General features: G+C 69.3%; 20 protein-coding genes. 12 read left to right on the plus strand and 8 right to left on the minus strand.

Features of this window, described 5'->3' with window-relative positions; translation table 11 throughout:
* Positions 1–276 (minus strand): PHP domain-containing protein (locus tag VN779_RS26360; RefSeq protein WP_349260679.1); only part of this gene is annotated, 276 nt, incomplete at its 3' end.
* Between the two features lie 339 nt (positions 277–615).
* On the minus strand, positions 616–1,317 hold the full coding sequence (locus VN779_RS06740) for a YbhB/YbcL family Raf kinase inhibitor-like protein (RefSeq protein WP_325721243.1): 702 nt from the start codon (positions 1,315–1,317) through the stop codon (positions 616–618).
* Positions 1,318–1,483: 166 nt separating this feature from the next.
* Between VN779_RS06740 and VN779_RS06745 the strand changes: the two genes are divergently transcribed.
* The 3 genes from VN779_RS06745 to VN779_RS06755 all read left to right on the plus strand — a co-directional run bounded on the left by VN779_RS06745 (position 1,484) and on the right by VN779_RS06755 (position 4,236).
* Positions 1,484–2,494, plus strand: a complete 1,011-nt coding sequence (locus tag VN779_RS06745; RefSeq protein WP_325721245.1) for a GlxA family transcriptional regulator — start codon at positions 1,484–1,486, stop codon at positions 2,492–2,494.
* 78 nt (positions 2,495–2,572) lie between these two features.
* Complete coding sequence (locus VN779_RS06750) at positions 2,573–3,244, plus strand: DJ-1/PfpI family protein (RefSeq protein ID WP_325721248.1); 672 nt, start codon at positions 2,573–2,575, stop codon at positions 3,242–3,244.
* Positions 3,245–3,459: 215 nt separating this feature from the next.
* Positions 3,460–4,236, plus strand: coding sequence for a VOC family protein (locus tag VN779_RS06755; protein ID WP_325721250.1), 777 nt, complete (start codon positions 3,460–3,462; stop codon positions 4,234–4,236).
* Positions 4,237–4,603: 367 nt separating this feature from the next.
* Here VN779_RS06755 and VN779_RS06760 read toward each other — a convergent pair whose 3' ends face one another.
* On the minus strand, positions 4,604–5,728 hold the full coding sequence (locus VN779_RS06760; RefSeq protein WP_325721251.1) for a glycosyltransferase family 1 protein: 1,125 nt from the start codon (positions 5,726–5,728) through the stop codon (positions 4,604–4,606).
* Between the two features lie 259 nt (positions 5,729–5,987).
* On the opposite strand from VN779_RS06760, the gene VN779_RS06765 reads away from it, so the two are divergent.
* The 7 genes from VN779_RS06765 (at position 5,988) to VN779_RS06795 (ending at position 13,146) form a co-directional block, all read left to right on the plus strand.
* Positions 5,988–7,007: a hypothetical protein gene (locus VN779_RS06765; RefSeq protein ID WP_325721252.1), complete on the plus strand. Its 1,020-nt coding sequence runs from the start codon at positions 5,988–5,990 to the stop codon at positions 7,005–7,007.
* A gap of 151 nt (positions 7,008–7,158) precedes the next feature.
* Complete coding sequence (locus VN779_RS06770; protein ID WP_325721253.1) at positions 7,159–8,154, plus strand: DUF4129 domain-containing protein; 996 nt, start codon at positions 7,159–7,161, stop codon at positions 8,152–8,154.
* Positions 8,151–8,723, plus strand: a complete 573-nt coding sequence (locus tag VN779_RS06775; RefSeq protein ID WP_325721257.1) for a hypothetical protein — start codon at positions 8,151–8,153, stop codon at positions 8,721–8,723. The genes VN779_RS06770 and VN779_RS06775 overlap by 4 nt, the downstream gene beginning before the upstream one ends.
* A 74-nt stretch (positions 8,724–8,797) precedes the next feature.
* On the plus strand, positions 8,798–9,928 hold the full coding sequence (locus VN779_RS06780) for a MoxR family ATPase (protein WP_325721259.1): 1,131 nt from the start codon (positions 8,798–8,800) through the stop codon (positions 9,926–9,928).
* Entirely contained in the window at positions 9,925–11,340 is a 1,416-nt protein-coding gene (locus tag VN779_RS06785; RefSeq protein ID WP_325721261.1) for a DUF58 domain-containing protein, read from the plus strand. The genes VN779_RS06780 and VN779_RS06785 overlap by 4 nt, the downstream gene beginning before the upstream one ends.
* The gene (locus VN779_RS06790) at positions 11,337–12,104 is read left to right on the plus strand and encodes a hypothetical protein (RefSeq protein ID WP_325721263.1); all 768 of its coding nucleotides are present in this window, start codon (positions 11,337–11,339) and stop codon (positions 12,102–12,104) included. Before VN779_RS06785 ends, VN779_RS06790 begins: the two co-directional genes overlap by 4 nt.
* Positions 12,105–12,174: 70 nt before the next feature.
* Positions 12,175–13,146: an arylamine N-acetyltransferase family protein gene (locus tag VN779_RS06795; RefSeq protein ID WP_325721265.1), complete on the plus strand. Its 972-nt coding sequence runs from the start codon at positions 12,175–12,177 to the stop codon at positions 13,144–13,146.
* 97 nt (positions 13,147–13,243) lie between these two features.
* Here VN779_RS06795 and VN779_RS06800 read toward each other — a convergent pair whose 3' ends face one another.
* The 4 genes from VN779_RS06800 to rpe form a co-directional block, all read right to left on the minus strand.
* The gene (locus VN779_RS06800; RefSeq protein WP_325721266.1) at positions 13,244–16,876 is read right to left on the minus strand and encodes a helix-turn-helix transcriptional regulator; all 3,633 of its coding nucleotides are present in this window, start codon (positions 16,874–16,876) and stop codon (positions 13,244–13,246) included.
* Positions 16,877–17,070: 194 nt separating this feature from the next.
* Positions 17,071–17,253, minus strand: a complete 183-nt coding sequence (locus VN779_RS06805) for a hypothetical protein (protein WP_325721268.1) — start codon at positions 17,251–17,253, stop codon at positions 17,071–17,073.
* 273 nt (positions 17,254–17,526) lie between these two features.
* Entirely contained in the window at positions 17,527–18,306 is a 780-nt protein-coding gene (locus tag VN779_RS06810; protein ID WP_414639600.1) for an SDR family NAD(P)-dependent oxidoreductase, read from the minus strand.
* Positions 18,307–18,353: 47 nt separating this feature from the next.
* Positions 18,354–19,049, minus strand: a complete 696-nt coding sequence (gene rpe / locus VN779_RS06815; RefSeq protein ID WP_325721272.1) for a ribulose-phosphate 3-epimerase — start codon at positions 19,047–19,049, stop codon at positions 18,354–18,356.
* A gap of 63 nt (positions 19,050–19,112) precedes the next feature.
* On the opposite strand from rpe, the gene VN779_RS06820 reads away from it, so the two are divergent.
* Together VN779_RS06820 and VN779_RS06825 are read left to right on the plus strand one after the other, a co-directional pair.
* On the plus strand, positions 19,113–19,742 hold the full coding sequence (locus tag VN779_RS06820; RefSeq protein WP_325721274.1) for a uridine kinase: 630 nt from the start codon (positions 19,113–19,115) through the stop codon (positions 19,740–19,742).
* Between the two features lie 90 nt (positions 19,743–19,832).
* Positions 19,833–20,339 carry an RpiB/LacA/LacB family sugar-phosphate isomerase gene (locus VN779_RS06825; protein ID WP_325721276.1) on the plus strand — a complete coding sequence of 169 codons (507 nt, stop codon included), beginning with the start codon at positions 19,833–19,835 and terminating at the stop codon, positions 20,337–20,339.
* Here VN779_RS06825 and VN779_RS06830 read toward each other — a convergent pair.
* Positions 20,336–21,319: a metallophosphoesterase gene (locus tag VN779_RS06830; protein WP_325721278.1), complete on the minus strand. Its 984-nt coding sequence runs from the start codon at positions 21,317–21,319 to the stop codon at positions 20,336–20,338. The genes VN779_RS06825 and VN779_RS06830 overlap by 4 nt on opposite strands.
* Positions 21,320–21,345 lie beyond the last annotated feature (26 nt).

The following is a 21,345-nucleotide window of genomic DNA, read 5'->3' on the forward strand; positions in this document are numbered from 1 at the left end:
ATAGCAGACCGCTGAGTTCGCGGCCGAGCCGCGGCCCTGAGCCAGAATGTTGTTGTCGTGGCAGAACTTCGCGATCTCGTAGACGATCAGGAAGTAGCCGGCCAGTTCCATGTGGTCGGTCAGGGCGAGCGCTTCAAGTCCAAGCCGCGCGGCCTCGGCCACCAGCGCTTCCGGCTCGCTCGCCCCGTCCAGGAACGAGAACCCGGAGTGCGCGTGCAGCTCCGCGTACGGGATCGCGGCCTCGGCGCGGCGGATCGGCGCGGCCGGCCGGCGGATCTCGCCGTCAGCTCGCCGTGCTTCGCCCAGGACAGGACCTTGTCCAACTCCGCCACGGCATGACCGGATTGTTGAAGCTCACCGGTTCGGCTCGCGGCAGCCACGGCGACGCCGCCCGCTCACCCGCGTCAACGATGCGACGTTCGAACCTTTGATCGATGACACGTTCCGAGTCTCACCCCGGCCGCGAGGGGTATCAAGCTCGCTATAGAAACAGCTCGTGATATCCGCTGCTTGTGCACACCGCTCGTGATTTTCGTGGTTCGGACCGGCGGCTCCCCACTGAAGAGAGCCGACGGCCCGAACGGATGCGCTATCGCGCCGCGCCAGGAAGCCGCGTCAGGAGCCGGACCGCAGCGGAAGCCGGAAGGTGCCGATGATCACCGTGGAGCCGACCACGTATGGCGTGATCGCGCTGAGCACCTGCTCATAGGTGAGCGAGTCGCCGGAGAGCGTGGCGGTCGAAAGCGCGTACAGGGTGAAGATGTAGTGGTGGGTCTGGCCATCGGCCGGCGGGCACGGTCCGCCCCAGCCGACCACCGGGATGCCGTTGACGTCCCAACTGGTCGAGCCCTGGGTGTACTGCAGCACGCCGTGGCCTTCCAGCTCGTGCGCGGTGCCCGGGATGTTGTAGACGACCCAGTGGTGCCAGCCGCCGGACAGCGGCGCGTCCATGTCGTTGACCAGCAGCGCGAAGCTTTGGGTGCCGCTTGGCACGTTGCGCCAGTCCAGCTCGGGGGCCAGGTTCTTGCCGAAGCAGCCGGCCTCGGCGGCGTAGGTGCCGCCGAACTCGGTCCACACCGGCAGCGGGCCGCCATCCCGGAAGTCGGGGCTCAGCACGGTGAACGGGGTGAGCGTCGCGGAACCGACTGAATCAGTATTCGAAGAAGCTGCGGCCCGATGGGCGGACTCGGCGAGCCCGGGATGCGCGGCCGCCGCAGTGGCCGAGCCGACACCGCCCGCGCCGAGCAGCACGGTCAGGGCGGTGGCCGACACCAGGGTGCGGCGGGACCAGTGCCGCGGCGCAGTGAAGATGCGCATGGGAACCTCCGGATTGCCAAAGAGCGACGGGACCGGCCCATCTCACTGCGAACCCTGATTCAAGTCAAGACGCGACCGGTGTTCCACACGCGAATTCTTCAGCACAGGCGCACTAGCCCGAGAAAGGTTTCGGCGAGGTGGCCCCGGCACGCCCTATCCTCCCGTCATGAGCCGTCCTTCTGTCCCGGGCCGCCGCACGATCGTGTTCCTGGTGTTCCCGGACTTCCAGATCCTGGACCTGACCGGGCCGCTCGAGGTGTTCTCGCAAGCGGAGCGGATGCGTCCGGGTTCGTATTCACTGCGACCCGTGGCGCTGGAGCCCGGGAGGGTAACTGCCAGCTGCGGGCTGCCGGTGATCGCCGAGGCCGCGCGGGACGTAATCTCGGACCCGGACGACGTGGGCAGCGTGAGTGGCGCAGACGGCGCGGACACGCTCGTGGTCGCCGGGGGCCGCGGAGTACGCGTGGCGGCCCGGGACGATCGGCACGTCGCGTGGGTCGCGCAGGCCGCCGCGAGGGTGCGGCGCACCACCTCCGTCTGCACCGGCGCGTTCCTGCTCGGGCAAGCCGGGCTACTGGACGGGCGGCGGGCCACCACACACTGGCAGGCGTGCGCCGAACTGGCCGAGCGGTTCCCCGCGGTGACGGTGGACCCAGAGCCGATCTTCGTGCACGACGGCCCGATCTGGACCTCCGCCGGGGTCACCGCGGGCGTCGATCTCGCGCTGGGCCTGGTGGAAGCGGATCACGGCGGCGCCCTCGCCCGCGCGATCGCCCGCCAGCTGGTGGTGTTCGTGCAACGGCCGGGCGGGCAGACCCAGTTCTCGGCCCAGCTCGCGGCGCAGCGTCCGGCCCGCGAGCCGCTACGGCGGCTGCAGTCGTTCATCGCCGAGCATCCGGACGCCGATCTTTCGGTGCCCGCGCTGGCTTCGCGCGTCGGCATGAGCGAACGGCACTTCGCGCGGGTGTTTCGCGCGGAGACCGGCAGCAGCCCGGCCGCTCACGTCGAAGCCGTGCGCGTGGAGACGGCGCGGCGGCTGCTGGAGACGACCGCGGACGGGCTCGACCGGATCGCGCGGGCCTCCGGCTTCGGCACGATCGCGACGATGCATCGCGCTTTTCGGCGAACGGTCCGGGTCACTCCAGGCGAGTACCGGGCGCGCTTCCGCTCGGCCTGATCATGGCGGAATTCGTCATAACTGTGTCCTTGCCGCCATTCGAGCCGTCGACCAGGCTGGACGCAGGAGGTAGAAGCCATGCGACTGAACCCATTGCACGTGGTGATCCCGATCTTCCCCGAGTTCACCGCGCTCGACGCCATCGGACCGTACGAGGTCCTGCGGATGCTGCCTGGCGCAGAAGTCACATTCGTCGCCGGATCTCGCGGCGTTGTGCGCACGGATAGCGGGATGGTCGGCCTGCATGCCGACGCGGCCCTCGACGAGGTCGGCTCGGCGGACATCCTGCTCGTGCCCGGCGGCTGGGGAACCCGTGCCCTGACTCGCGATGAAGGCATGCTGACCTGGGTGCGCGCCATCCATGAGACGACGCGGTGGACGACATCGGTGTGCACCGGCTCGCTCGTCCTCGCCGCCGCCGGGCTGCTCGACGGGATGGACGCGACCACCCACTGGGGCGCCGTCGAGACGCTGGAGAAGCTCGGCGCACGGTACACGGCCGAACGAGTCGTCCGGCAAGGCAAGATCATCACAGCGGCTGGCGTCTCCTCAGGCATCGACATGGCCCTGACCCTCGCCGGGCTGATCGCGGGCGATGACGTGGCCAAGGCGGTCCAACTCGCGATCGAGTACGACCCGCAGCCGCCGTACAACGCTGGTTCTCCCGCGAAGGCCGGGGCGGAGATCATCGCGGTGAATGCGACACTGCGCGACCGGCGCACGGCGACAACGGCTGCCGCGTCTGGCTGAGCGGGCAGCCAGCCGGCGAGCAATCGGCATCGGGAACCGGGCACCGGTTTCGCAGCGGATGCCGGTGCCATCGCACGGTGGCACAGTGGGCGAGACGGTGTTTTGCGCGACGCATTGTTTCTGAGCGACGCGGTGTTTCTAGGCGCCGCAGTGTTTCTAGGCGAGACAGGGTTACTGGCTGGAGACAGGTTCCCGAGCTAAGGAGGTCGGCAGGTATGGCCGACACCCAACGTCCTTACCCGCAGGGCACGCCGTGCTGGCTCGACATGTACGCCGACGACCAGGACGCCGCGCTCCGCTTCTATCACGAACTGTTCGGCTGGACCGGCGAGCCGAATCCGCGCCGGGAGGGCTACGCGGTGCTCTCGCTCGACGGCAAGGCGGTGGCCGGGATCGGCCCGAAGATGCGCGGCATGCCGGGCAGGACGGTGGCCTGGAACCTCTACTTCGCGATCGACGACGTCGAGACGGCCGCCGAGCGGATCACCAAGCTCGGCGGCATCCTCTACTTCGGTCCGGCCGACGTGCCGCAGGTCGGCCGGCAGCTTCTGGCCGCCGACCCGGCCAGCGCCCCGTTCGGGCTATGGCAGGCCGCGCCCTTCCCCGGCTTCGAAGCCAGGATGCAGCCGGGCACCCCGGTCTGGTTCGAACTGGAGACGCCGCAGGGCCCGCACAGCGCCGACTTTTACGGGGCGCTGCTGGGCGTCGAGGTGCCGAAGACGCCGATGGAGCCGGATTCCTATTGGGTGCTGATGGTGAACGGCGAGCAAGCCGCCGGGATCTGGCAGGCGGGACACACGGCGGACTCCCCGCAGCGCGCCGCGCGCTGGAGGCCGTACTTCCTGGTCGCGGAGACGGACGCGGCCGCGCACCAGGCGATCGCCGCGGGCGCACGGTTGGTCACCGAGCCGAAGGATTCGCCGTATGGGCGGCTCTGTACGCTGCGCGACCCACAGGGCGCGGAATTCTCGGTCATCGCCTCGCCGGCATAGTCCGAGTCCGGATCGGTCGGCCACTGGCGACTGTTAACGCCGTTCCGAGCCGCTGCGGGGTCGGGCAGCGGCTCGGAACGGCATCGCGATGGCGCCCCACGCGAGGAGGGCGCCACCGTTCAGGGGACCGCCGGCCCACCGAACGACAACCGGCGATCGAACATGGAACAGGTAGGTCCACGGCAAGCGACCAGTCCCCAAATCCGGTCGAGGCATCCATTACCCTGCCGGTCGCCAACGCGAAACGACAGGTCTGGAAGCTGGCGGGAACCTGCCGTGGCGTAACCGCGCCAACCGCGCGGTCCACCGCCAACCGCGTCGAGCCATGCACACTACGAAGTATCAACCTTCTGTCTATGCCTACCGGTCAACTCACCGCTTCTTCGAGCCGCCGATAGCGTGTCAGTGCGGTGTCATAGTGCCCGAGCAATTCGTCGCAGACCGAGGCCCACGACCGCGAGAGGACCGTCTCGCGGGCCTTCGCGCCGTACTGGGCGCGCAGCGCGGGATTCCCCACAAGCTCGGCGACGCGGCGCTTGAGGTCGTCGGTGTCATCGGGTTCGTATAGCAGTCCGGTGTGGCCGGGGCGTACCAGATCCAGCGGCCCACCGACCGCCGGTGCCACGACCGCCACGCCTGAGGCCATCGCCTCCTGTACGCACTGGCCGAAGGTGTCGTCGGCGCCGGTATGCACGAACACGTCGAGCGACGCGTATGCGGCGGAAAGCGCTTGGCCACTGAGGAATCCGGGCAGCGCGGCGCTCGGTATCAGGGCCCGAAGGCTGGGGGCGGCGGGGCCGTCGCCGACCGCGACGATGCGCACCTTCGGCAGGTCCGCGAGATGCGCCAGCAGGTGCACCCGCTTGTCCCCGGCGAGCCGGCCGACGTAGCCGACCAGGATCTCGCGGTCGCCGAGCAGCCATTCGCGCAGCGTCTGGTCCCGGTGCGCCGGGCTGAACCGCGCGGCGTCCACGCCGCGGGCCCACAGCGCGAGCCGCGGCACGCCTTGCGCGTCCAGTTGTTCAAGGCTCGCCCTCGACGGTACGAGGGTCACGTCGGCCTGCCGGTGGATGTGCCGGATCCAGCTCCAGATCACCGCGTCGGTGCCGCGGAAGCCGTACTGCCGCGCGAAACCGGCCACGTCGGTCTGGAAGACCGCGACGCACGGCACGCCGATTCGGCGGGCGGCCCTTGCCCCGGCCGCGCCGAGCGCGATCGGGGAGGCCAGGTGCACCACGTCCGGCCGGAAGTCGCGCAGGACCTTCTCCACCCGCCTTGTGGGTAATCCGAGCTTGAACTCGCGGTATCCGGGCAGCCCGACGCCTGGCACGGCCACCACGGGAAAGCCCGCGTACGCGGCCGGGCCGGGCCTGGGCGCGACGACCAGCGCCTCGTGGCCCCGGGCGGCGAGGTGTTCCAGGATCCTGCGCACGGTGTTGGTGACCCCGTTCACCTGCGGCAGGAAGGATTCGGTGACGACTGCGACCCGCATATCAGCCACGGTGCCCGGCCGGGATTGCGGCGCGGTGACCGCAGCGCGGTCGATGGACGAACTCTGCCCAGAGGATCGGTGCTCAGCGCGGTGGCCGGCACATAACGCGGGAAGCGTTCGGCGGGGCGTCAGCCGGGGCGCTGCGGGGAATGACGAATACAGTGATCACGGTTGCACCAGGAGACGTAGGTCGGCAGCCGGATGACGGGTTGCTGATGACGGCTTTGCCGAGGGCCGCGGCGCACGAGAGGGGCGGGGCGTGACCGAGGAGAGCACCCTTTCCCCCGCGATGCAGCAGCCTCAGCCGGCGCCGCCCCAGCTGACGCGATACCGGGTCACCGTGTTCGGCGAGTTCGCCAGAGTGCTGCGGACCCGCCCCGACTGGTTGTACGGAATGCTGGCCAGCTGGCTGCTCGGCTTCGGCACCTTCGCCTTCCTGGTCGTGTGTACCAGGCCGAACCTCACGAATCCGATGAACCCGGTGGTCGTCCCGGTGATCCTGACCGCGGTCGCGGACGGCTCGCTGACCAACCAGCTGGCCGCGGAGCCACGCTGGGCCGCCGATCTGCTGCGTTCGGGAGCCGATCCGGGCCGGATCCTGCTGGCGCGCAACCTGCTGCTCGCGGTGTGGGAGCTGATGTTCGTCGCGCTCGTCGTGGCGCTCACGGTGTGGGTCGGGCACAGCTCGGCCTGGGTGCGTCCCGCCCTTCCCCAGCTCGCGGTGCTGCCGATCGCCTCGATCGCGATCGGCAATCTCGCCTCGGTGCTGGTACCGAGCCCGTTCATGCGGATGAGTAAGCGTTTCCAGGCACGCGGAACCTGGGCGCGCTGGGTGATATACATCGCGATCCCGTGGGGGCTCAGCTCGGTCGCGCTGGCGATGTGGGCGCTGCCGGTGTATCTGGAGGACCGCTGGGAGCCGCGCGTCGTGACCCATGTGATCGATCTTCGGCACTACGCGCCGACCGTCCAGCACGTCACGCACACCTACTTCATGATCTGGCTCGTCATCATCCCGCTGTGGCACCTGACCGTCTGGCTGATGTCGCTGCGGCTGGCGCAGACGCTGGCCCGCATGCGCAGGCAGGGGCTGGTCCGGCTGATGGAGCGGCATCTCGAGCTGACCAGGCAGCTGCCCGACCTTTCGCTGCGCGCGGCCGCTCGGCAGCTGCCGAGCCGTATCCGGGAGATCCCGAAGGAGCTGCGCGGGGAACTGCGGCTGCTCAGCTCGGGGCTGCTCGAGGCGACCGCGACCGCCGCCCGCTTGTGGATTCCGTGAGTCTTGTGTCGTTCGGACAACGATCCGGACGTTCTCGTTCTCTGCTGCGATAAATGCGGCAATCGACGCAAAATCGTCGCTGTGCTGACATGAGCCGCACTGGTATGCCAGGCTGGCGTCCGAACAGCGGCGGCATGGAGAGACCGGACGGGTGACACAGAGCGGGAGCGTTGATCGGCGGCGTGGCGTCGGGTCCGGCGGGCTGCTTGCGGTGGCAGTGGCCTTGGGGCTGGTCGTCGCCGCGGTCGCGATTCGGGCCGCCGCGGGTGCGGCGCTGCGTAACGCGGGGATCGCGACGGGGATCGCCGTCGGGCTTGGCTTCCTCTTCGCCGTTACTGCGCTGATCATCGCATCGAAATACCGCGGTCACGTGCGCATGACTGATGTGCCGACCTCGGCGCTGGACCGGTTGCGGCAGGCCACCGTCGCGGTGCTGTTCGCCAGCGCCGTGCTCGTGCCGCTCGCGCTGATGATGTTGCGCCGCCCGGACTCCGGCCAGGGCCAGAACCCCACTCAGCTGGTGCCGACCAATATCCTGGGTTCAACGCGGCTGGTTTCGCCGCCGCCGACGCGGGACACGCACCACAACGGGCACAGCTTCTCCTTCGATCTGACCGCGTTCCTGTGGGTGCTGCTGGCCATCATCGGCACCGCGTTGGTCATCGTGATCGTGCTGGTGGCGCTTCGGCTGTTGCGCAAGATCCCGCAGCTCGGGCCGGTGGGATCGGCGCCGCCGATCGTGGAGTCCAGCGCCGAGGATGAGGCGCTTGCCGATGCTTTGCTCGCCGGGCGCTCGGCGCTTGGCGGGGATGACGCACGGGCCGCGATCATCGCCTGCTACGCCGCGATGGAGAGGTCGCTGGCGCAGGCCGGGGTCACCCGCGAACGCTCTGACAGCCCGTCAGACTTGCTGCACCGCGCGACCGGCCGCGACCTGCCGGGCCTCGGGACGCAGGACGCCGAGACGTTGACGGACCTCTTCCGCGAGGCCCGCTTCTCCTCGCACCCGATGACCGCACAGCATCTGGACGCGGCGCGGCGTGCGCTTGATTCGGTGACCAGTGCGCTGGCCGAGCGGCTCCGGGCACGGAGCGAAGACGCCGCGGCGTCGGCGCAGGGCGCGGTAGAGCGGGTGATCAGCTCATGAGCGTGCTACGTCAAGACGACCGCTCCGCGCGCCTGAGCCCCACCGCGCAGGCGTTGGCATTGCTGGCCGGGATCGCCGTCGCCGCCGAGATCGTGCTGGCGGTGGCGGGAGGGCCGGGGGCCGCCGCAGCGGGCGCCGCCGCGATCGTCATCGTCGGCTTGCTCGTCGCCCGGTACGTTGCCGGCGCGGAAGCCATCGACGGCTCGTATCGCCGGGCGGTGCGCCTGGTCCACCAGCGCGAGCCGAGCCTGCAGGGCTGGGCGGCGGCCGTGGAGGCGGCCCGGGAGTCGGCGGCGGGTTTCGAGCGGGTGCTGCGGCCGGAACTCGAGCGGCTGTACGCGGTGCGGCTGGCCGACCGGCACGGCGTCTCGCTCTACCGCGAGCCGGATCGCGCGGCCGCGATCGTTGGCGCGGACGTGTTCGCGTGGATCGATCCGCGCCGTCCTGGCTACACGGGACCGCTGCCGCCACGCCGTACGCTGGACCGGCGCGCACAGTCGAGCAACTCTCCCCCACCGGTTCCGGACTCGGTCCTTAGGGCGCTTGTCCACCGCCTCGAAACGCTGTGAACCCTCCCGCGGGAGCAGGGTGACCTGGAAAAAAAGCGCTACGTCTTGGAGAAGGCAGTCTCTTGGAGAAGGCAGTGAGCACCGCCGCGGCGAACACCGGCACCGGGCCGGCCGCCTCGGCGCCGACGGAGCGGGGCGAGACGGCTATGCACGCAGCAACAGGCACAACAGGTACAGGACGCGGCACGACGGGTGCAGCAGTCGCGGCGGCGGCCACTTCCCCGCCCGCGCCCGCGCCTGTCACCTTCACGCCGAAGCAGACCGGGGAACGTGCGCACGCGGTACTCGACGAGGTTGAGCGGGCGGTCGTCGGCAAGCGGCCCGCACTGGAGCTGGTCATGCTCGGCGTGCTGGCCGGCGGGCACGTGCTGATCGAGGACCTGCCCGGACTCGGCAAGACGCTGCTGGCCCGGTCCTTCGCGACCGCGTTGGGCCTGGAGTTCACTCGAATACAGTTCACCCCCGATCTGCTGCCGTCGGACGTGACCGGCGCGCCGTTCTACGACCAGCGCTCCGGCGAGATGGTTTTCCGGGCTGGACCGGTGTTCACGCATCTGCTGCTGGCCGACGAGATCAACCGGACTCCGCCGAAGACGCAGGCCGCGCTGTTGGAGGCGATGGCCGAGGGGCAGGTGTCCGTTGACGGTGCGACCCGTCCGCTGCCCAAGCCCTTCGTGGTGATCGCCACGGACAACCCGATCGAATACGAGGGCACGTATCAGTTGCCCGAGGCGCAGTTGGACCGGTTCCTGCTGCGCGTGCGCATGGGCTACCTGCCGCCGCTGGACGAGGCGGCGATGCTGCGCAAGCGGCTGGATCGAGCCACGCCCGAGGCAGTGCTCAACCCGCTGACGAACCCGGCCGAGGTGCTGGCGATGCGGCACAGCCTGGAGTCGGTCGAGGTGGACGACGACCTGCTCGGCTACATCATCAGCCTGGTCAACGCGACGCGGAAGCACGCTCAGATCCAGGTCGGCGCCTCGCCGCGCGGCGGTTTGGCGCTGGTGCAGCTGGCCCGGGGCCGGGCGGCGCTGGACGGGCGTGATTATGTGACGCCCGAGGACGTCAAGGCCGTGGCGGTTCCGGCCCTCTCGCACCGCGTCACGCTGCGACCGGAGCTTTGGGTGCGCCGGATCAGCGCCGACGATGTGGTGCAGGGCGTTGTCAACTCGGTCGCGACACCGCGCACGGTCCCGCAGCCGTGAGCGAAGAGGGCGGCTCGGCGGGTAACGCCCGGACGCCACCGGGCCGGGGAGATGAGCCGATGCTCGGCCGAGATCGGCCCGCGTCCGGCGGCGACGCGGTTCGCCGTGCGCTCGGCGGCCCGCAGTCCCTCGACGCCCCGGCAGAGCCGCCCCGAGCCCCGACGCAGACCTGGCGGCTCACCGAGCGGGCGCTGCGGTTGAGTAGTGTGGCGCTCACGGCGGCCGCCATCGCACTGATCACCGGCCGCGCCTGGATGCTCGCGCTAGCGGCGGGACCGGCGGTGCTGCTCGCGCTGGGCGCACCGCGATCGACGCGGCCGGGGCGCGTTAGTGCGCGGGCGGTGGTGCCGGTACGGCGCTGTTTCGAGGGCGAACCGATCGTGGCGCGGGTCGACCTGGCTTTCGATGGGCTGGTTGGCTGGATCGATCCGGGCGTCGCGCCGGGACCCGGGGTTGAGCTGGCCGGGGTGAACGTGTCCGGTCCCGTCGTCACCTTCTCCTTCATCGCGCGCCGCTGGGGCCGCTGGTCGCTCGGCGTGGCGGACATCGACCTGCACGACGTCGGCGGGCTTGGGCGGCGCACGGTGCGCGCGGAACTCGGCGACGTGGACATCTATCCGATGCCGAGCGACAGCACTCTGACGCCGATCCCGACGCGGCTGCCTAATCGGCTCGGCGAGCACACCGCGCGGCAGAGCGGCGACGGCTTTGAGTTCGCCGGCGTGCGGCCGTACGCGTGGGGCGATCGGCAGCGGCGGATCCACTGGCCGTCCACGACCCGGCGCGGCGAGATACAAATCACCCAGTTCGCGGCCGAGCGCGCGGCGGACACGGTGGTGCTGCTCGACGCGTTCGGCGATGTGCGAGACCCGGCGACCGGGCGATCGACGCTCGACGACTCGGTGCGCGCCGCGGCCGGCCTCGCGCGCGCTTACCTGCGCAGCCATGACCGAGTCGGCGTGGTGTCGGTCGGCGGAAGGCTGCGCTGGCTGCAGCCGGGCACCGGCGGCGGCTACCTGTACCGGATCGTGGAGACGGTGCTCGAGGTGCGCCGTGATCTGGGTTACCACGCACCGGACATCGACCATGTGCCCGCGCCCGCGCTGCCCAACGGAGCTCTGGTGTACGCGATCACGCCTCTGGCCGACGACCGGATTCTCGACGTGCTGCGGGATCTGGCCGAGCGGGGCAATCCGGTGGTGGTCGTTGAGATCCCGACCGGCGATCCGCGGGTCGAGCCGGGCGACGAGGCGGCCGATTTCGCGCTGCGGTTGTGGCGGATGGACCGCGAGGCGCTGCGCTTCAGCCTGGTCGAGCGGGGCATTCCGGTGGTCGCCTGGGACGGCTCGGGTGAGCTGGATCTCGCGCTGGCCCCGCTGCTGCGCACCGGCGTGCGAGGGAGGATCCGGTGAGCGAGCAAAGTCTCGGCGAAAGCGGCGGGCCCAGCAGAGGGCAAGACAACGATCGCGAGCCAGCAACGAGCGGCAGCGCCACTCCTGCCACGGCTGCCACCGTCACCAGCGCTGCCGACACTGCCGACGGGACCCTATCCCCGGCCGTGTACGCCTTCTTCGCCCGCACATTCCCCCAACGTCTCAACTCGCTGCCAAACGACGCGGTGTTGCTGCTTGGGGCCGCACTGGTGCTCGCTGCCGTCGATCCCACGAAGCTCGCCATGCGAGGGCCGGTCGGCTGGCTGTTCGCGATGGCGGCGATGGTGGCGGCGATCTGGGCTGCTCCGGTGGTGTCGCGGCGGCCGACCGCAGAGTCGATCCGGTTCACCAGCCAGTTGGGCCGCCATCGCAACACCGTGTTCGCCGTGGGTTGCACGATCCTGGCGGGTTTCAGCGACCCGCCGGTCTGGTTGATGGTGATCGACGCCGCGTTGCTGCTGGCATATCTGCTCGCCGTCGATGCGCTCGCGGCGGGCCCAGTGGGTATCAGACAGCTGCGACATGGCATGGCTCCGCTTTGCGCGGCCGCGGCGGTCGCGATGGTGCTGCTCGCGGCGCAGGCGCCGGTGAACTCAGGCGCGGTATGGGGCCGGATCGTCGCTGCACTCGCGGTGGCGGCGGCGGCAACGGCTGCCGGAGCGGCGCTGTGGATCAGGCAGACCGGCAAGCAGTCCGCCCAGGCGGGATCAGAAGAACCGCCCGCACACTCACCCCATCGGTAGTTTGCCTGTCGCCATTGTCTGTCGTATGTGCCGGACGCCATTTGTCTGCGGCGCCCTCTAGCGTGGCCTTATGACGATCCGACCAGCTTGGCTCGATCCCTACCTGGCCCGCCTAGGCGTCGCCGACCCAGGCGAACCGTCGGTTGACTCTTTGGCAGCGTTGCATCGCGCCCACGTGGAGCGGATCGCCTACGAGAACATCGACATTCAGCTCGGCCGACCGCAGAGCATCGACCCGGCCGACTCGGTTCGTCGGGTGTTGGCAGGGCGCGGCGGTTACTGCTTCAACCTCAACGGCGCGCTAACCGAACTGTTGACGGCGCTCGGCTATCAGGTGACGCGCCATCGCGGTGGGGTTCACAACGGGATCGTCGTGCCCACTGCGGACCGGTATGGCAACCACATGGCCGTGACTGTCGATCTGGACGGCGAGATATGGATGGTCGATGCAGGTCTGAGTAACGCGCACTACGAGCCGATGCGATTGGTCGAGGGCGAACACCCGCAGGGCCCGTTCATGTTCCGACTGGAGCGGACAAGTGACTCGCCGGTGGAGGGCGAAACTACCGATAGCAATGTGAGTGCTGTGAGCGGGGCCGGTAGCCGCGAAATCTGGCGCTTCGTGCATGACCTGGCACTGTCCAGCGGTTCCTTCGCGGCCATGGACTTCACCCTCGCCCCGGCGCACTGGACGCAGTTCCTTCCGTATCACGCCGAGCTGTCCACTGCGCCGACCTCGCCTTTCGTCAAGACCGCGCAGGTGTATCGGCGCGATGCCCAAGGCACCGACTACATCGTCGGCTGCGTCCTGCACCGTGTCGATGGACAGGAAGCGCCGTCAAAGCGAGAGCTGACGTCCGCCGCGGAGTGGTTCGAGGCGGCCACTGACTTGTTCGGTCTGGACCTCACCGAACTGACCGCTGAGGATCGCGAACGCTTGTGGCGGCGGGTCCGCGCCGCGCACGAAGAGCGATTCGCTGAGCAGGCCGCAGCCGAGTCCGAGCCCGAGTCCGAGTCCGCAACGGTCGCGGCAAGTTCGTAGCGGAACGGACCTGCGTGTCACCGCGCCGCGCCAGGCAGCGAAGCCCCCGGCGATGCGGGCAGCGCGGCAGCGTTCGCAGCGGCCCTGCGGCAGCGAATCAGGCTACGTTGTCGAAGACGCGCAATCGGTGCGCCACCGCCGCAGCCTCGGTTCGCGAAGAGACGCCGAGCTTGGCCAAGATGTTCGACACGTGCACAGACACCGTCTTGGTGCTGATATACAGCCGCGCACCGATCTGACCGTTCGACAAGCCCTCCGCGACCAGCCGCAACACGTCCAGCTCACGTCGCGTCAGGCCGAGGTCGCCCGCGTTCGCACCGATACCAGTACCAGCACCAGCACCAGCACCAGCAGCACCAGAATCGGTGCCGACCGCCGTGCCGGAGCCGCGCGCTGTTGCGGAACGGATTCCGGCATCGAAGCCCGAGCCGTCACCCGATTCACTGCCAGTGCCGCTGGGACCACCGGTGCCGAGACCACCGGCACTGGCATCGTTGGCGTCGCCAGGGTGAGGCACTGCTGTCGCGCCAGGGCGTGTGCCAGCACGGGCGCCGATACCAGCGCCGGAATACGCACCTGAGCCCTGATACGAGGTGCCTTCAGCAGAACCGGCACCCGCATCAACCCTGGCCTCGGCGCCAGTTCCGGCGCCAGGCGCAGATCCAGGCCTGCCGCCAGCGGCCGCGGAAGCGTGGGCAGCGGATCCAGGCCTGGTGCCCGCGTTTCCGGCACTACCGGCAGCAGCGGACCCTGCACCGCCTCGGCCCCGAGTGTCGGCGTTGGTCACGGCGCCGATATGCCGCTTTGCACCGCCGTCAGTCACCGCCCCGGCGTTTGTGGCTGCGTCGCTGGTGGCTAAGTCATCCGGAGCGGCACCGAGGCGCGCTGATGCCGCCGTGGCCGCACCGCTCCCACCGAACGCTTCCCCGCCGCCACGCGACGCTGCGTTTGCCAGCCTGGCTGCCGCACTATTCGCCTGTCTCGAGCCAGCGGTGCTCGCCGCGCGCGCTGTCGAGTCCGGAACCGGACGCAGCGCCAGCCGCGCGGCTCGAACGAGACTCTCGATCTGTCCCAGCAGCGGACGGGCACCCAACGGCTCGATCAGCGACCGTGCCTGCCGTGCCGCTTCGGCTGCTTCAGCGCGCTCACCGCGCACCGCCGAAGCCTCGGCCAGCCGGAACCGCAGATAGGCGCGCAGATGCACCGGAGCTATCGCCTCGTCGGCAGCGACGACCAGTTCCAGCCAGTCAGCAGGGTCCTGACTCGCGTCCACCAGCTCCCGGCGCGCCTCCGCTGCCACCAGCCGCGCGAAGACGTTCTGCACCGGTACGTGCACCGGCAACTGCGCCGCGACGCGGGCGATGCGCGGGGTGATCGAGTCTGGATCCCTTCGGCCGGTATCCACGGCTCGGTCCGCTTCCGCCCGGGCCACCAGGGCGAGCATCTCCCACAGGAAGCGCTCATCCCCTTCGCGCACGCCGGCGTCCAGCACCGAGGCCAGCGCCGCACGCACCTGGTCTATTCGGCCACGGGCCGCCGCCAGCCCGGCCACGGCCCGACGCAGCGGAATCACGTACTGCGGCTCGCCGGTCTTCGAGCCGCCACGGCGCCGAGCCGTGTCGAGGTCGGCCTGGGCAAGCTCGTACTCGCCACGCAGTATGTGCAGGTCCGCGCGCAGGCGCAGCAGTCCGAGGTCGTGCACGCCGGGCAGGTTGAGATCGACCGCGTCGTCGATGAGTTGCGCTGCCTCGTCCCACTCCCCCAGCGCGATCAGCGGCTCGGCCAGGTTATTGCGCAGCATTCCGGACTGCACCGGATTGCACGGGATCATCGAGTCCAGGCCGCCGCGCGCCACGTGTGCTGCCTCGTCATAGCGACCGACTTCGTAAAGCTCTGAGGACAGGCAGATGTCGATGCGTGGCATCAGCGTCGGTGTCGGGCCGAGCCGGGCTGCTTCCTCCCGGCAAGCACGATGCAGCGCCAGGCCCTCCTCGATCCGGCCGCCGTTGCTCAGGATCATCGCGCGGATGGACCGAGCGGACAGCGCGTCACACGGGTCGTCGGAGCGAGTGCACAGCTCGATGGCCTCATCGATGGCGACCAGTGCCTCGGACAACCTGCCATGCATGCAGAGCGTGGAGGCGAGGCCGGTGAGCATGTAGCCGCGCTTGACCGCGTACTTCTCGTCGCGCAGCAGCTCGATCGCCTGCAGCTGATCGTCTATGCCGGAGCCGCGGCCCAGGGTCCGCTGGTGCTTTCCGCGTTGGTCGAGCAGATGCGCCGTCAGCGACGGACGAGCCGTCTCGTCGATGGCCGCCAGTCCCGCGTCGGCGAAGGCCAGGCCTCGGTCGGCTGCCCCCGCGCGGCCCGCGGCCATTGCGGCGCGGTACATCAGGTAGATGTCGTCCGGCTTCGCGTCCGGCTCGTGCGGCACCTGGTCCCACAGCTCCAGTGCGCGCTCGAACATGGCCAGCTCGTCGGCGAAGGCATAGCGCGTCCGTGCGGTCTCCGCCGCGAACAGGGCGGCGGTCAGTGCCTTATCGGGAACATGCGCGCGGTACCAGTAGTGCGCGAGCTCCACGTCAAAGCAATCGGCTGAGACCAGCGTCGGAGCTTCGTCCAGTGCCTCGGCGAGCCTGAGATAGATCCGCGTGTGCTCTCCGGGCAGCAGTTCCCCGTGCACGACTTCCCGCATCAGCGCGTGCCGGAAGCGATAAGTCTCCCGTTCCCCGGCCACCAGGACATTGGCGGCGAAGGCCGGCCGCAATGCCTCGGTCAGCTCCTCCTCGCTGAGCCCGGCGACCGCGGCGATCAGCGGCGGGTGCGCCGGCTGTACCGCACTGGCCAGCAGCCGCAGCAGCCGCTGAGTCAGCTCTGGCAGCCGCTCTACTCGGGCCATCAGCAAGTCCCGCAGGCTCCAGGACAGCTCGGGCGCCGCGCCGCCTGCCGCCGCGACCCCGCAGGCCACCTCCTCGGTGAAAAAGGCGTTGCCCTCGGCCCGGCAGTACACCTCTTCGACCACGCTCGGCTCCGGCTCGCGGCCGAGGATGCCGCGCAGTTGCAGTGCGGTCTGGGCGCGGTCGAAGCGTTCGAGTTCAAGCCGTTCCAGCCCGCGCACCCGGTCGAGACCGGCCAGGAACGGCCTTAGTGGGTGCCCCCGGTGGAGTTCGTCGGCCCGGTAGGTCCCGATGGTCAGCACACATCCGCCGCGGGAGACCCGGGCCAGGTATCCGAACAGCTCACGGCTGGCCCGGTCGGCCCAGTGCAGGTCGTCCACGACCAGCACCAGCGGTCGATCGGCGCACGCCTTGAGCAGCGCCGCCTGCACCGCCTCGAACAACCGGATGCGAGCGTACTCATCTTCCTGCTGCCGGCGAGCCGGGGCCTCGCCCAGCTCCGGGAGTATGCGGGCCAGCTCCCGCCCCTCCCAGCTTTCGCGGTCGATCAACCCCCTGCTGTCGAGCGACCGCAATGCCGCGGCGAACGGGCCGAACGGCACGCCCTCACCGTTTCCGAGCTCGATGCACGCGCCGACCACGATCGTGGCGTCGAGCCGCGCGGTGAACTCCTCCACCAGCCGGCTCTTGCCGATCCCCGCCTCGCCGCCGATCAGCACCGTCTGAGGCTCCCCGGCCACGCTCCGCGCGAAGGCGGAGCGCAGGCGGGCCAGTTCCTCCCGGCGCCCTACGAAGATCGGACTGACGTTGCGGCTCGACACATCTTCGAGCATTTCACGTTCCCCGAGCGAACGCACCGGCCTTTCCACAGGGCCGGACGCAAGGCCCAGTCCGGCGGTCCCCGCACTGCTCACCGGCCTGTTGATGACCGGCCGATTGATGACTGGACTGTTCGTGATCGGAGTACTAGCCACTGTCGCGGCCGTGGATCCGGCAGTGGTGTCCATGGCCGTTGTCCCTCAGCCGGTCAGCCGAGGTCCTGCGCGCACGGCTGCGCCGCACGGCGCTGGGCCGCTGCGGCGCGGCCGCGTGCGTGCCGCTGCTTGCGCTCTCGCTTCAAGCACCCGACAAGACGGTCGTGTTCGGCCTCTGCGAAGAGCTGCTGGAAGTGGCTGTCCGCGATCTCCCGGCCGAAGCTGGCGCTCATCATGACGATCACTCCTCGTGATGTTCTCGTCGTGAGGAGCGCCCGTCTGTTGCGAGTACTTCCTCCGACGAACTCCACGATCCGCCCCAAGGTAGGCGCCGCGGATCAGTCGGATTCCCGAATTCGAACCCCGGCTTGCGGCCTACGCCTACCTTAGATAGCGCTGGACTGCCGTTTCAGGTACCTCAGATCCGGCACGACTACCTAAGGGCGGCCAGAAATCGCGGGTGCCGGCGTCAGATAAGTCGGTGCAGAGCGCAGCTGAGCGCGACTCGTTCAGTGCACCGAGAAACCGCCGTCGACGAACAACATCTGTCCGGTCACGTAGGCCGAAGCGTTCGAGGACAGGAAGAGCGCGACGCCCCGGAAATCCTCGGGCAGACCGTTGCGCCCGCTCATCGACCGTGCGGCCAGCGCCTTGACCCGCGCTGGATCTGACGCCGCGACGGCCGTCAGCGGGGTGAGCACGAAGCCGGGAATGATCGTGTTCACGCACACGCCGTGCATCGACCACGCCTCGGCCTGCGAGCGGGTGAGGCCGGCGAGGCCGGCTTTGGCGACGCCGTAGACACCGCTGTCGCCAAACGCGGAGACCGACTGCTGCGATCCGACGTTGACGATGCGACCCCAGCCGCGCTCGGCCATCCGCGGGCCGAACCGCTGACCGAGCTGGAACGGACCGGCGAGATTCGGCGCCAGGATCTCGTCGTAGTCCGCGAGCGTCTGAGTGCCGAGCGGCGGCCGCGGATTGACTCCGGCGCAGTTGATCAGGATGTCGATCTCGCCGACAAGCCGCACCGCCTCATCGGCGGCTTCGGCCAGACGGGTTCGGTCGGCCACATCGGCGACGACCCAGTGCGCTTCGCCACCCTGCTGCCCTATCCGCTCGGCCGCGGCCTTGAGTTCAGGTTCGCGCCGCGCGAGCAGCACGGTGCGCGCGCCCGCGAGCGCGATCGCCTCGGCGATCGCGTAGCCGATGCCTGAGCTTCCGCCGGTGACCAACGCTGCGCGCCCACGCAACGAGAAAAGCTCCTCGACCACTCCCATGCCGATGATCATATTCGGCACGTCGGGTGGCGGTAGCGGATTATCTCTTCGCCTGCTTAGCCGTCCTGCGTGTCATTCCAGGACGCGTTAGCGGCCGCCTCCTCTGCCAGCGCTCTAAGCTCTCGGACTGCCTTATCGCGGTCATCCGCCGCGTAAACCGCAGAGCCAGCGACGAACACGTCCGCCCCAGCCTCAGCGCACCGCTCGATCGTCTCGACCGAGACGCCGCCGTCCATCTGCAACCAGATCTGGCCACCGTGCCGTTTGATCGCCTGGCGGGCCCGGCGCACCTTCGGCAATACGGATTCAAGGAACCGCTGGCCGCCGAATCCTGGCTCGACCGACATGATCAGCACCATGTCCAGCTCCGGGAGCAGATCCTCATAGGGCTCGATCGGGGTAGCCGGCCGCAGCGCCATCCCGGCCCTCGCCCCGGCGGCGCGCAGCGTGCGGGCAAGCCGGATCGGCGCAGCGGCCGCCTCGACATGGAAGGTCACCGAGCCGGCGCCGGCCTCGGCATACGCGGGGGCCCAGCGGTCCGGGTCCTCGATCATCAGGTGGCAGTCCAGTGGCAGCTCCGACGCCTTAAGCAGCGCCTCGACCACCGGCAGCCCGAGCGTCAGGTTCGGGACGAAGTGATTGTCCATCACGTCCACGTGCACCCAGTCGGCGGACCGCGAGACCGAGGAGACCTCGTCGGCGAGCCGGGAGAAGTCGCTGTTGAGGATCGAGGGCGAAATCTGGACCGTCATGACGCCATTGTCGCCCACCGCGCGATCCGGCCGCACCGACGGTCGACCCGCGATGATGGGGCGGTGGACATACGCGCGATCTCTCCGGCTCTCCTCGTCGAACAGCTCGCCGACCGGATCGCCGCGTTTCCGCGCGAGGCGTGGGTTCGGGTGGCGCTCGATGGGGCGCCGCCTGCGGAACCGTGGCGTCTGGCACGGGCGTTGATCGATCCGTTGCGGCTTAGAGGAAGAGCCGCGCTGCAAGTCTCCGCGCGCGATTACCTGCGTCCGGCGTCACTTCGCCTGGAATTCGGCCGCACGGATCCGGATGTCTTCTACGACGAATGGCTCGACGCCAAGGGCCTGATCCGTGAGGTGCTCGGTCCGCTGGAGCCCGGCGGGAGCGGGAAGGTGCTGCCCGCCCTTTGGGACGCTGAGCGGGACCGTGCGAGCCGGCGCGAGTACACGACGCTCGCACCCGGCGGCGTGCTGCTACTCGACGGCGCGCTCCTGCTCGGCCGCGGTCTGCCGTTCGATTTCACGGCGCACTTCTGGCTCTCCCCCGCGGCACTGGCCCGGCGTACCGCACCGGACGATGCGTGGACGCTGCCCGCCTATGACCGCTACGAGAGCGAGGCCGACCCGCTGAACATCGCGGACATCGTCGTGCGGATGGATGATCCGCGGCATCCGGCGCTGGTCGAACGGTTTTGAGAACCTCAGAGCCAGAGCCGGCCTGAGCAGGAGTGTGACCGGCTTGGCGCGGTACGGTGACAAGAGGCAACCGCAGGAGGCTGAGCCGGCATGTCGCAAGCACCAGAGCAGGAGCCCGCAACCGGTCATGGCTTGGTCGCCGTCGGCAGCGACGAGAGCAATGCGTCCACCGACGCCGCGATCGAGCACCTTCGGACGCGCGGGCTCAAGGTTCTCGCCGCGGGACCGCTGGCTGACCAGCCGGGCGACTGGGTGCAGGTGGCGGAAGAGGTCGGCCGGTCGGTAGCCGAAGGCCGAGCAGAGCGAGCTGTGCTGTTCTGCTACACCGGGACCGGTGCGTCGATCGCGGTGAACAAGGTTCCAGGCGTACGCGGCGCGCTGTGCGTAGACGCCGAGACGGCACGGGGCGCACGACGATGGAATGACGCGAACGTCCTCGTGCTCAGCTATCGGCTGGCGACGGAGACGCTGGTGCGCGAGATCATTGACGCGTTCTTAGACACCGAGGCCGACCCCACCGAGGCCGACACGATCGCGCAGCTCGCCAATCTTGAGCGCGCCGCGAGCGAGCCCGCGGGTCCGGGCCTCTTCGGTTAGCCGCCGGCCGCGAAGGCCGGTCTGCCCATCTCGGTACCGTCGCCGCGGCTGTTGCTCAACTCGTCTTTCGCGCCCGGAAGGATCTCACGCGGTAAAACGGGCGCGACCGGTCGCGCGCTCCATTCGCGGGGATATCCGAGTGACACTTCTTCGAATCGCACGCCGTCGTGCCACGTCGTTCGCGGAATATGCAGATGCCCGTATACGACAGCTGCGACCGGGTAGCGCGTGTGCCAGTCAGCCGTTGCGGACGTACCGCACCATTGCGCGAACTCCGGATAACGCAGGATTCTGGTCGGTTCGCGCACCAACGGATAGTGGTTGACCAATACGAGGGGTATCGACGGGTCGCACTCGTCCAGCCGCTGCTGCGTTAACGCAACCCGGTCCTGACACCAGGCCTCGCGTGAGGGGTAAGGATCCGGGTGCAGCCGGAACTCGTCGTTGCAGACGACGCCGGTGCGGTACGCGTAAGCGAGCCCTTCTTCCTTCGTGCTGGTACCGGGCGGCCGGAATGTGTAGTCATAGAGCAGGAACAGCGGCGCGATACGGACAGGTCCGCCAGCTCCGTGCCAGACGGGATACGGGTCCTCGGGCGTGAGTACGCCGAGCTCCCTGCACAGCGCGACCAGCAGGTCATAGCGCGCGACTCCGCGCATCTGATCATCGCCGGTCTTGGAACTCCACAGGTCGTGATTTCCGGGAACCCACACCACCTTCGCGAATCGCTGGGTCAGCAACCGCAGCACGACGGCGATATCGGCGAGTCGTTCGGAAACATCCCCCGCAACAAGGAGCCAGTCATTCTCCGATCGCGGCCGCAGCGCTTGCACGATGGAGCGGTTTTCCGCATACGAGACGTGCAGGTCACTGACCGCCAACAGCTTGCCGCCCGCGCCGGAATGGCCGGCCGAGCCGCTTTCGGCACGGCCGTCTTCGTGCTCTGCCTCACTGTCTGCTGCGCCGTCGACCCCGTCCATGGTTCAAGCCTGCCCGCAACGAAGGC

This window comes from Actinocrinis sp. (assembly GCF_035605935.1).
In the GTDB taxonomy this organism is placed as follows: Bacteria; Actinomycetota; Actinomycetes; order Streptomycetales; family Catenulisporaceae; genus Actinocrinis.